The organism is Dietzia sp. Die43, assembly GCF_024519835.1.
GTDB lineage: Bacteria > Actinomycetota > Actinomycetes > Mycobacteriales > Mycobacteriaceae > Dietzia > Dietzia kunjamensis.
Genome location: NZ_JALJRF010000020.1, coordinates 70,350 through 81,226, shown reverse-complemented (window position 1 = coordinate 81,226; position 10,877 = coordinate 70,350). Strand labels below are relative to the sequence as shown.

At 71.0% G+C, this 10,877-nt stretch carries 12 protein-coding genes; 6 read left to right on the top strand and 6 right to left on the bottom strand.

The annotated features are described in order from the left end of the window. Positions 1-120: 120 nt before the first annotated feature. Positions 121-534, bottom strand: a complete 414-nt coding sequence (locus NR111_RS15975; RefSeq protein ID WP_154830687.1) for an SRPBCC family protein — start codon at positions 532-534, stop codon at positions 121-123. A gap of 269 nt (positions 535-803) precedes the next feature. Next, positions 804-1,586, bottom strand: coding sequence for an alpha/beta fold hydrolase (locus NR111_RS15970; RefSeq protein WP_256821368.1), 783 nt, complete (start codon positions 1,584-1,586; stop codon positions 804-806). A 107-nt stretch (positions 1,587-1,693) separates the two neighbouring features. Here NR111_RS15970 and NR111_RS15965 point away from each other — a divergent pair, with 107 nt between their 5' ends. Then, positions 1,694-2,197, top strand: a complete 504-nt coding sequence (locus NR111_RS15965; RefSeq protein WP_154830685.1) for a DUF309 domain-containing protein — start codon at positions 1,694-1,696, stop codon at positions 2,195-2,197. 81 nt (positions 2,198-2,278) lie between these two features. On the opposite strand, the gene NR111_RS15960 is transcribed toward NR111_RS15965, so the two are convergent. Continuing rightward, complete coding sequence (locus NR111_RS15960; RefSeq protein ID WP_256821366.1) at positions 2,279-3,022, bottom strand: MBL fold metallo-hydrolase; 744 nt, start codon at positions 3,020-3,022, stop codon at positions 2,279-2,281. Positions 3,023-3,177: 155 nt separating this feature from the next. Between NR111_RS15960 and NR111_RS15955 the strand changes: the two genes are divergently transcribed. The 3 genes from NR111_RS15955 (at position 3,178) to NR111_RS15940 (ending at position 6,007) form a co-directional block, all read left to right on the top strand. Beyond that, a complete protein-coding gene (locus NR111_RS15955; protein WP_206472005.1) occupies positions 3,178-4,608 on the top strand; it encodes an L-lactate permease in 1,431 nt (476 codons plus the stop codon). Positions 4,609-4,664: 56 nt separating this feature from the next. Beyond that, positions 4,665-5,018 (top strand): cupin, encoded by a 354-nt coding sequence (locus NR111_RS15950; RefSeq protein ID WP_206472004.1) that lies wholly within the window; start codon positions 4,665-4,667, stop codon positions 5,016-5,018. A 515-nt stretch (positions 5,019-5,533) separates the two neighbouring features. Continuing rightward, positions 5,534-6,007: a GNAT family N-acetyltransferase gene (locus tag NR111_RS15940; protein WP_256821372.1), complete on the top strand. Its 474-nt coding sequence runs from the start codon at positions 5,534-5,536 to the stop codon at positions 6,005-6,007. Here the strand turns inward: NR111_RS15940 and NR111_RS15935 are convergent. Next, entirely contained in the window at positions 5,991-6,758 is a 768-nt protein-coding gene (locus NR111_RS15935) for a thioesterase family protein (RefSeq protein ID WP_154830680.1), read from the bottom strand. The two genes, NR111_RS15940 and NR111_RS15935, sit on opposite strands and share 17 nt — an antisense overlap. 64 nt (positions 6,759-6,822) lie before the next feature. On the opposite strand from NR111_RS15935, the gene NR111_RS15930 reads away from it, so the two are divergent. After that, complete coding sequence (locus NR111_RS15930) at positions 6,823-7,305, top strand: MaoC family dehydratase (protein WP_067717382.1); 483 nt, start codon at positions 6,823-6,825, stop codon at positions 7,303-7,305. Between the two features lie 62 nt (positions 7,306-7,367). On the opposite strand, the gene NR111_RS15925 is transcribed toward NR111_RS15930, so the two are convergent. Together NR111_RS15925 and NR111_RS18730 are read right to left on the bottom strand one after the other, a co-directional pair. Beyond that, positions 7,368-7,847 (bottom strand): nitroreductase family deazaflavin-dependent oxidoreductase, encoded by a 480-nt coding sequence (locus NR111_RS15925; protein ID WP_154830678.1) that lies wholly within the window; start codon positions 7,845-7,847, stop codon positions 7,368-7,370. Positions 7,848-7,857: 10 nt separating this feature from the next. Further along, a complete protein-coding gene (locus NR111_RS18730) occupies positions 7,858-9,198 on the bottom strand; it encodes a class I SAM-dependent methyltransferase (RefSeq protein ID WP_154830677.1) in 1,341 nt (446 codons plus the stop codon). A gap of 228 nt (positions 9,199-9,426) precedes the next feature. Between NR111_RS18730 and NR111_RS15915 the strand changes: the two genes are divergently transcribed. Then, positions 9,427-10,866, top strand: coding sequence for an NAD(P)/FAD-dependent oxidoreductase (locus NR111_RS15915; protein WP_163375751.1), 1,440 nt, complete (start codon positions 9,427-9,429; stop codon positions 10,864-10,866). Positions 10,867-10,877 lie beyond the last annotated feature (11 nt).

Here is a 10,877-nt window from a genome sequence, read left to right as displayed (position 1 = left end):
GCCCCTGCCTGCCGACTCGAATACGCATGAATCTAATACGCAGACCTTCCACCTAGGATCTCGGGGCCTCACGGGCGGGAATCCCCACGGCACTTCTGTCACACGTCGCTGCCCGGCTCCTCACACCTCGCCCCCACCGAAGCCGACCCCGTCCCGGGGAGCTCGTTCGACCGAGATCCGTTCGATGCGCGGCAGTGCGACAGCAAGCACCGGCAGATACCCCGCCGCCCAGACCGGAGCACCGAAGCTCAGGACACAACCACCCGGTACCTCGATCACCTCGTGCCGCGTTGCGCCCACTCCTGCGACCTTCCACGCCCACAGCCGCCGCTCCACGAAATCGGTGATCTCGAACGGCAGGGACAGCCCCACCGCGGTCGTGACCGTCCCTCGCGCACCGACCGCCAAGCCCGAGTCACCGTCGACCCGGGCCGCCGAGACGGTGGGCCCCCACCGCGGCCAGCTCTGGACATCGGTGATGACTGACCACACCGTCTCCGGGTCCACATTCATCCGCAGTTCGGTCGTCCACATCCCGCGACGAAACGTACTGCGGACTCTCAGCATCGAGCTGAGCCGTGTGGCGAGTGCGAGGTGTGTCATCGTCCGGTCCGGCTGGTCCGCTCCCGGGGATCCCCGGCCTCGTCTCGTGATGGGGTCCCCCACCCGGTTGATGGCGGTCTCCAGTGGTCACGCACGTGACGGATCATCAGCCCATGGTGGCAGAGCATCGCGCGGGCGCAACCGCCGACGGTGGCGGCAACGTCACGAAGGCCTACACCACGACGGCGGAGTGCGGTCGGTCAGCTGGTCCGGTCCAGGATGATCCGACTCGCTTCCCGGGGCGCGTCCCATTGCGGGAAGTGGCCACACCGATCGAACCAGTGCAGTGTCGCGTCGGGGAACGCGCGGGCGGCGCGCTCAGCCTGGGCCGGCAGTGTCACCAGGTCGCGACGTCCCCACCCGATGGTGACCCGTCCCGGGACCGTGCCCGCGGGGGCACCCTGCTGCGGGGGGCCCTTCGTGAGCGCGTCCATCGCCGGGCCCGTCGCCGGTGCGTCTGCCAGCCCGGCCACGTCGGGCAGCACGGTCTGTGCCGACAGCGCCCATGGCCGCGCAGACAGTTGCGCCAGCAGGGCGGTCCGACTCACCGGATTGCCCAGGAGTACCGGGAGCGCTCCGCGCACGGCGCTGACCAGGGCGATCGACGGTCGGAGGGTGGCGCTGAAGATCGCCAGCTCGCGATCACTCCAGAACCCGCCGGGGTCCAGCGCCACGGTGTCGCCACCGACGCCGCGCCGGGCCAGCTCGAGAACGATCCGCCCACCCATCGACTGTCCGGCCGTGGACACCCCGTCCAGACCCGACTCTTCGATGAACCGGGCGACGGCGTCAGCCAGCGCCGCTATGGACACCTCACCCTCCAGCGGTGGGGACTCGCCGAAACCCGGCAGGTCGACCGCGATGACCTCGCGACGCGCTGCCAGATCGTCGATGATGGGTTCCCACGATCGCCACCCCGCGCCGAGTCCGTGCACGAGAAGTAGAGGGCTACCTTGCCCGCGTCGAACATGATGCAACGTCATGGGACAAGCCTACGGAGCGCGCGGATGAAAGGGCGCGCGTGACGTGTCACGATCAGGGCCCGGGTCCGAGGTGGCAGGCCGTCGTCACCAGATGGGACGATGGCGAGATGCACACCCCACCCGGCATGGACCGCGATCGCGACGAGGACGGCCGCGCGCGCAACTCACGCCCGCGCGACGAACTCGGCCGCCCGTTGCCGCCTGGAAGCGTCGGTGTCGAGCGCATCCCCGAGGATCTCGATCTGCCCCCCGCCGAGTCGCTGGAGTGGGCGCAGGATCTCCTGGACCGGGGCCTCGCGTTCAATGCCCACGAAGTGCTCGAGGGAGCCTGGAAAAGCTCCCCGGAGGGCGAGCGCCTGCTCTGGCAGGGCCTCGCCCAACTCGCGGTCGGCATCACTCATATCCAGCGCGGCAACACCAAGGGCGCGTTGTCGTTGCTCGCTCGTGCCGCCGAACGTATCGGCCACGCCGGCGGCCCCACGCCCCACGGAATCGATGCGACCGGGTTGGTCTCCCACGCTGACGGACTCATCGCCACGGTCGAGAGGGGCGACGAACCCTCCCCGGATCAGCTGACGCCGCGTCTGCGCAACCGGTCAGCTCATCCCTGACATCCGCCGTGGACGGCGGGCGCTGCCACCACTCCCCTCCCGCACCGGAGAGCTCCTCGCTCGTGCGTCGATGCGGTCTGGTCAGTGCTCGCCGACGGCGCGGGCGTGCCCGACCGCGGCGTCGACGCCGTCGGTCCAGGGTTCCCCGTGTCCGGGCAGGACGGTGGAGGCTCCGGTATCCGCGATCGGACCCAGCGACTCCATTGCGAGGGCGGTGTCGGCCGTGGCCGCCGAGGCGACGATCTGCGGCCCCGTGGTGCCGGTGTACGGGTCCAGGGTGACCAGCGCGTCCCCACTGATGACCGTGTCCCGGTCGAGTAGGTGCAGGATGCAGTGCCCTCCGGTGTGGCCGGGGGCGAACATCGCCACGGGACGGCCCGGGACGTCCAACTCGGTGCCCACCTGCAGCTCCCCGGTGTCCTCGATCCCCTTGATGGTGAGAGCGCCGGCCATGGCCATCTGACCGATCACGGGAAGCGACCGGGGATGGGTGAACGGGTACAGGAATCGGTTCCGCTGGGGCGTGTAGCTGTAGGGGTGCGCGGCCAGGTGTCCGTCTGCCGGGTGCACGAGCACCGGCACCCCCATTTCGGTCCGGGCGCGTCGCGCGAAGCCGACGTGGTCGAAGTGCCCGTGGGTCAGCACGAGCGCCCGCACGTCGGCGGGACCGCGCCCCAGCCGAGCGAGGGTGTCGGTCATGAGGTCCCACATGCTCGGCAGACCGGCGTCGACGAGGGTCACCCCGTCCTCGTCGTCGACGAGATAACAGTTGACGTGTGCATGCGCCAGGCGATGGACCCGGTCGGCGACTTCGGTGGCGTGCACGGTGCTCCTCTCCGGCGGTGGCTCCGTCCGGTCGGTCACGGATCGCATCGAGGTCCCGCCCGCCCGCGGTTGCGCCCGCAGTTGTGTGACGAGGCTCCTCGCCCTCCGATGCTGTCGCAACCGTTGGCCCGAGCCCCCTGGGTAGGTTGGGTGCAGTGAGCGCTCTCATGCAGACCGGCGCCGCCGTCTCGCCGGTCGTGGTGGTCCTGGGCCTGTTGGCGCTCCGGGCCCGCTCGCTCCTCGCCGGGACGGTGGGACTGGCCACCGCCGTCCTCGCCGCGGCCGCCGTCTTCCGACCCGACGACGACGAGGTCCTCACCACCCTGGCTCAGCTGGGGCCGACGGTCCTCGAGGTCGCGCTCATCCTCCTCGGCGGTGTCCTGTTGGCCACGGCCCTGTCGGCAACCGGGAGCAGAGACCACATTGCCGGGTGGCTGGAACGGATCTCCTCGGGCGGTGATCGGGTGCCCGCGATCCTGTTGTTGGTATTCGGGCTCACGCCGTTCATGGAGTCGGTCACCGGGTTCGGGCTCGGCGTGGTGATCACCGCACCGCTCCTCGTCCGGATGGGACTGTCGCCGATGAAGGCCGTGGTCACGGGGCTGCTCGGACTTGTCCTGGTCCCGTGGGGCTCACTCGGCCCGGGCACCCTCGTGGCCGCGGAGCTCGGCGGTCAGGACGTCGCGGAACTCGGATACTGGTCGGCCCTCCTGACCTTGCCGGTCCTCGTCGCGAGCATGACGACCGTCCTCGTCGTCGTCACCACCCGACCCCCGGCGCGCCACGTGGCGCTCGGCGCCGCCGTCGTCGTGACCCAGTGGGGTGCCCTCGTCGCGTCCAACGCCGTGATCGGCGTCCCGCCGTCGGGCATCCTCGCCTCGGCCGCCGTGATAGCCCTCCTGCTGGGCGTCGCGCGAGTCCGGTACGGCGCGCTCCCCGCCGTCACCGCCCAGCTCGTGCGCGGGCTCGTCCCGTTCGCGGTCCTCCTCGCGGGGATCCTCGGCACCACGGCCGCGCTCGCCCTAGCCGGCGCCCCGGCCGGGACGGGATGGCTCACCTCCCCCGCCCTCTGGGTGAACGTCGCGGCCCTCGTCGCGCTCCGCGTGTACACCACTCCGGGCCCGCCCGTGACACGCCTGGTCCGGACGACGCTGGCGACGTGGGTCCCCGTCGCGGGCAACGCCATCGTGTTCATGTCCATCGGCATCGTCATGGCCGCCGCCGGGATGGCCACCCACCTCGCCGATCTCGCCGCCGGGTTCGGCACGGCGTCACTCGCCGGGATCCCGGCCATCGGGGCGCTCGGCGGCTACCTCACCGGCACCAACACCGGTGCGGCGGCCATGTTCTCCACCGCCACCTCCGGCGCCGCGACCGGGCTGGGAGCCGACAGCCTCATCACGCTCGCCGGTCAGAACGTCGCCGGGTCGTTCGCCATCATCGTCTCGCCCCCGCGCGTCGCACTGGCCGTCGGCGTGGTCATGGCCGGCCGTACGCGACTCCCCCGCGCTGCCACCCGGACGCTGGCCACCGCCGTCGTGGCCGCCACGATCATGCTCTGCGCGACGGTCGCCGTCCTGGCGTAGAGTGCGGACCACGCGACCCGAGAGACAGCGCGACCCGAGAGACAGTGAGTTCCACCATGAACCATGTGACCGAGACCGCCGACCGCATCCTCGCCCGCGCCAAGGAGTCCGCGCACGGGCGCCACGCCGAGATCCTCGTCCGCGAGGGGCCCCTGCGGCAGTCCCTCCTCGCGCTGACCGAGGGCACCGAACTCGAGGAGCACAACTCTCCCCCGGCCGCGAGCCTCTACCTCCTGCAGGGCGCCGTCCGCGTCACGGGTGACGGGTCCATGGACATCGCGGCGGGCGAACTGCACACACTCACCCACCACCGCCACGCCGTCACCGCGCTCGCCGACTCCGTATTCCTCCTGACGACGGTCACCAGCATCGCCGGCCAGGGCAGCTACGACGAGCCCGCCGTTCCCTGACCACCCGCGCCACAGTCTGACCATTCCGCCTCTGCTGCACCCTGGTGCGGACGGCGGACACGGCGGATACTCGTGTCATGCGCACCCGGCACCTGGCCGTCGTCATCCGCCGCTCCCCCGACGAGGTCTACGCCCTCGCCGCCGACCCGGCCCACCTGCCCTCGTGGGCGGCCGGACTCGCGGCGGGTGAGGTGCGATCCGACGGCGACACCCTCGTCGTCGACTCCCCCATGGGCGAGGTCCGCGTCCGGTTCACTCCTACCAACTCGTTCGGTGTCCTGGACCACGAGGTCACGCTCCCCGACGGCACTGCCACCCTCAACCCCCTGCGCGTCCTTCCCCATCCGCACGGGAGCGAGGTGGTGTTCACCCTGCGTGGGACCGACGGCGACGACGACGAGTTCGAGCAGGACGCCGCCGCCGTGGCCGAGGACCTCGAACGTCTCCGGGGGCTTCTCGAGGGATCCCCGGCGCCCGTCGCGGATGCGCCGGATCGTCCCGCCGAGCGGTCAGAGATCCGCGTGGCCACCCCTGCGGACGCAGGATCACTCGGTCAGCTGCTCTACGACTTCAACACCGAGTTCGACGCCCCGACCCCGGACGCCGTCGCCGCCACCGCCCGGTTCGTTGACCTCCTTGCACGCGACGACGTCCTGGCGCTCCTCGCCCGTGTCGATTCCGACGCCCGGACCGACATCGCGTTCGCGTTCCTCACCCTGCGCCCCACGCCGCTATGGGACGGGCCGCTGGCACAGCTCGAAGAACTCTACGTCCGTCGAGACCGTCGCGGGAGCGGGGTGGGCGCCGCGCTACTGGCCCGTGCCGTCGGTGAGGTCCGCTCCCGGGGCGGCGAGGAGCTGCTCGTCAACGTGGACGCCGATGACGTCGACGCCAGGCGGTTCTACGAACGGCACGGGTTCTCCGACCGCGACCCCGACACGGGCTCCGGCATGCGGTGCTACCTACGGCAGCTCACGGTCGGACGGTGAGCGACTGGGCGACGGTCCCCAACGGCCCGGCCTCATCGTGGATCACGCTCGATGTCAGCCCCAGCCCGCCGGGCCCGAACGTCACGCGTGTGTCGAACCCCAACCACTCGCCTGCCGGCGGGCGGGTGAGGTGCGCGGTGAGATCGATGTTCGGATAGTGCACCGACGTCGGATCGGCCCGGACCGCCATCCCGTTGGCGATGTCGAACAGCCCGGCCATCCGCGCCAGTGCGCTGACGTCCTCGCCGGCCAGGAGCGGGACGTCGGTACGGACCCAGTACCGCGACCGGCCGGGGCCGTCGCTGATCCGCCGGACCTCGGCCGAGGCGAGGTACCCCCCGCGCCAGATCGTGGTGGGGTCCCACGGCTCCATCCGCTCCGGCGGCGGGATCGGATCGAATCCGGCGCCCGCGATCGCCTCGGTGTCGCGGGGCTGCTGCAGCCACGCCCGCAGGCGGATCCCGGTGCGGTCCCCGTGTCCGTAGGTGACCTCGACCAGCTCGATGGTGCGGCCCGGGCGGATGACCTCCACCCGGACGTCCACGGCGTCCATAGGCACGACACCGAGCAGTTCGTAGGACAGCCGGGAGACCACCATGGGATCGTCGCGGCGGGCGGCGAGGTCGAGCTCGACGGCGTGGACGAGCAGACCGAGTGCGGGTCCGATGTGCTGGGTCGACTCGTCCCACGCTCCGCTCACGTGCTCGGTCGGGCGGAATCTGTCCGGCCCGAGGCGATCGAAGTACGCCATCTCCGTCCTCCAGTCGGTGAGTGGTGATTAACTAAAAAGCGTACACACCGACGTGGGAGAGACGATGCAGGACGAGACGTACGACGAGTTCACCGCCCCGATCGACGACAGGTACCTCGAGGACTACACCGAGGGCGCGAGGTACCGGTTCGGTGAGGAGTCGGTCGACGCCGACGAGATCATGGAGTTCGCGCGTCGGTACGACCCGCAGAGCATCCACACCGATCCCGAGGCGGCCGCCGCCGGCCCGTTCGGCGGACTCATCGCCAGCGGGTGGCAGACCGCCGCACTGATGATGCGCCTGTTCGCGGACAACTACCTGACCAGCGTGGCGAGCCTGGCCTCCCCCGGCATCGACGAACTGAGGTGGGTGCGCCCGCTGCGGCCGGGCGACCGTCTGACCCTGCTCTGCGAGACCACCGAGGTCCGACCGTCCAGGACCAAGCCGGACCGCGGCGTGCTCACCACCGATGTCACGCTGGTCAACCAGGACGGGGATCCGATCCTCACCGCCACCGCGATGAACATGGTCGCCCGTCGCGGATGACCCGGGCCGCCCGGCGCGGACGTGACTACAGACCCCGGCCCCACCCGGGGCCGCCCCCGCGGCTACAGACGGGGGGTGAGGTGGAAGACGGGTAGTTCGCGGCTGGTGCGCCGAGCGTAGATCTCGTAGTTCGGCCAGACACGGGCCGCCGCCGACCATGCCGAGTCCCGCTGGTCACCGGTCAATTCACGGACGTCCACGACCAGCCTCGCGCCGTAGACCGAGATCTCGACCTCGCCCTCGGCGGCGGCCCGGAGATTGTGGACCCAGGCCGGGGTCTTCTGCCCACCCCAGTTCGACCCGACGACGACCAGCCCGTTCCCCCACGAGGCGCACAACAGCGGCGTGCTGCGTGGTGCGCCGCTCTTGCGACCAGGGACGTGCAGGGTCAGAGTGGGCAGCCCCGCGACCCGGAGAAGCGGCACCCGCCCGCGGGTGACCCGGTCGAGCCACCGGTCCACCGTCACGACAAGGTGGGAGTTCTCCCGGGTGGCGTCCTGTCGGCCGAACCACACGGCGATCGAGGTGAGGATGTTGCCCATGGGGCAAACCCTATGTCGTGCGCCCGTCCGCGCGCCGCCGGACCGCCTCACCGGCCGTCGCGAGCAGCTGAATCGACTCGACCCATCCACTACGGAGCCCGGTCTCCAAGGCCGCCAGGTGGAACGACCACATCCGTCGGTAGACGGCGTCGAACCCCAGCGCGGCGGCATCGCGTCCGCGCTGCGCGAACGTCTCCGACCACAGGCGCACGGTCTCCGCATGATGAGCGGTGATCTCCACCCGCCCCCGGAGCGTCAGGCAGGGCGCCCGGTCGACCATCTCGACGAGTTCCGACCACCCCACCGGGGGCCCCGCCTCGGACACGTAACGGGACTCCCACGCGGCCAGCTCCACGACCGCCGGGGTGGGCCGACCCGGTGAGACCGTCGTCTGGAGGGCGAGACGGCCCCCCGGGCCGAGAAGCCGGGCGGCCACGGCGAGGACCTCGGCGTGCCCGGCGGATCCGGCGGTGATGCCGGGGTCCACCGCGACGACGGAGTCGACCGCGCCCGCGACTTCCGACGGCGCTCCGAGGAACAGCGAGATCTCCTCGTCGAGACCTGCCGCGGTGAACCTCGACCCGAGCGTCGCCAGTCTCTCCGTCGACGATGTCATGGTTCGGACGTGCGCCCCGCGCTCGGCAGCCCTCATGGGCAGTTCGCCCCACCCCGGTGTGGCGACCAGGGCACGGGTCCCCTCCCCGATCCCGGCCAGCGTCAACAGGGTGTCCGCGGCCCGGCGTTGGGCGTCGCCGAGGTCGGTGCGGCGGGGCGCAGCCGCCGGCGCTTCGAGGTGCACGACCTCCGTCCCGTCGTCCAACCGGGCACGGGTGCGCGCTCCGGAAGCGAACACTGCACCCGCGGTCGACATCGTCTCGTCCGTGTACAGCGAGGTCAGCGCGCCGGGGACCGAATCCTCCAGTTCCACGGCGACCGGCCCGCCACGCCGACGACCGCCACCGGCGGGGCCGCGACCCTCCCGGCCGTACGCGCGTTCACCAGGGTGCGCGCAGTCGGCGTTCGAGGCGATCCACGGGGCCAGCACCGCGATGGCGGCACACAGGTCCGGAGTGGCCCAGTCGCCCGCCATGAACGACTCGCCGAGCCCCACCACGCCGGCGTCCGCCAGCCGGGCCCAGAAGTGATCGGGTTCGCGCAGTACCACGCGCACCGGGGCGTCGTACTCTCCGGCCGCCGACGAATCGGGGTAGTCGATCCGCACCCCGAGCTCGCGCGCCGACCGCCGGAGCGCCTGGGCGACGAGCGCCGAGGGCTGTCCCCCCGGTCCGGACGGTGGCGCGAGCGCGGGCCAGCGCTCGAGGTCGACGGTCTGCGGTTCGACTCTGACCACCCTGTCCCTCCCTCCGGGGCTCTCGTCAGGTGGACGGTACCGTCGCCTGCGCGTCCGCCCGGTCAGGCGCGGCGGGGGGCCACCCACCCGCGTGCGGTGCGGCTACCTGTGCACGGGGTCAGGCGGAGCACTATCCTGGGGACCCGTGCCCGGCGTCATCCCGCGCGGGCCCCAGACCGACGAGGCCACCGAGCCCCTCAACCCAGACCAGCCTCATCAGGAGCCGCCATGACCGAGCCCGCAACCGACCAGGTCACAGCCACCGCACCGGCCGGCCGCCGGCACCGCGTCGTCATCGTCGGCTCCGGCTTCGGCGGTCTGTTCGCCGCGCAGCAGCTCGCCAAAGCGGACGTCGACGTGACCCTGGTGGCCAGGACCGGCCACCACCTGTTCCAGCCCCTGCTGTACCAGGTGGCCACCGGCATCCTCTCCGTGGGCGAGATCGCCCCGCCGACGCGACTCATCCTGAGGGACCAGAAGAACGCCACCGTGGTCCTGGGTGATGTCGACACGATCGACGTGGCCGGGAAGAGGATCCACGCCTCGGCAGGACACATCGACTTCGATCTCGAGTACGACAGCCTGGTCGTCGCCGCGGGGGCCAACCAGTCCTACTTCGGGAACGACCACTTCGAGCGGTGGGCGCCGGGGATGAAGACCGTCGACGATGCGCTCGAGTTGCGCAGCCGAATCCTCGGCTGCTTCGAGCAGGCCGAGGTCATCGACGACGAGGAGGAGCGCCGCCGGCTGCTGACCTTCATCATCGTCGGGGCCGGCCCGACCGGGGTCGAGATGGCGGGTCAGGTCGCCGAGCTCGCCCAGCACACCCTGAAGGACAGCTTCCGCCGCATCGATCCGGCGTCCGCACGCGTGATCCTCCTCGACGCCGCCCCAGCCGTGTTGCCCCCGTTCGGAAACAACCTCGGCAACGCGGCCCGCGCTCGGCTGGAGAAGATGGGCGTCGAGATCCAGCTCAACGCCATGGTCACCAACGTCGACTACCAGGGCATCGAGGTCAAGGACCCGGACGATTCGGTCCGCCGGATCGACGCCTCGTGCAAGATCTGGTCCGCGGGCGTCAAGGCCAGCCCGCTCGGCAAGCAACTCGCCGACCAGACGGATGCGGAGATCGACCGTGCCGGGCGCGTGCTGGTCAACAAGGACCTCTCACTGCCCGGTCACCCGGAGATCTTCGTCGTGGGCGACATGATGAGCCTCGACGGATTGCCCGGTGTCGCGCAGGTCGCCATCCAGGGCGGCAAATATGCGGCCAAGCAGATCATGGCCGAGGTGGAGAAAGGCCGGACCCCAGCCGAGCGGAAGCCGTTCAAGTACTTCGACAAGGGGTCCATGGCCACGGTGTCGCGCTACAGCGCAGTCGTGAAGATGGGACCGATCGAGATCTCGGGCTTCATCGCCTGGGTCATGTGGCTGGTGGTCCACCTCGCCTACCTGATCGGCTTCAAGAACCGGATCACCACCATGTTCTCGTGGGGCATGCACATGGGCGGCGACCACCGGTCGCAGCTGACCTCCACCAAGCAGTGGGTCTACGCGCGCCAGGCCATCGAGCGGGTGGCTGCGGACGAGGCGGCCGCACTCCAGTCGGCCGAGCGGTCCCGTGTCGAGGCGCAGCAGTCGGCGTCCGCCTCGGCCACGACCGACTGACCGGGGAGACG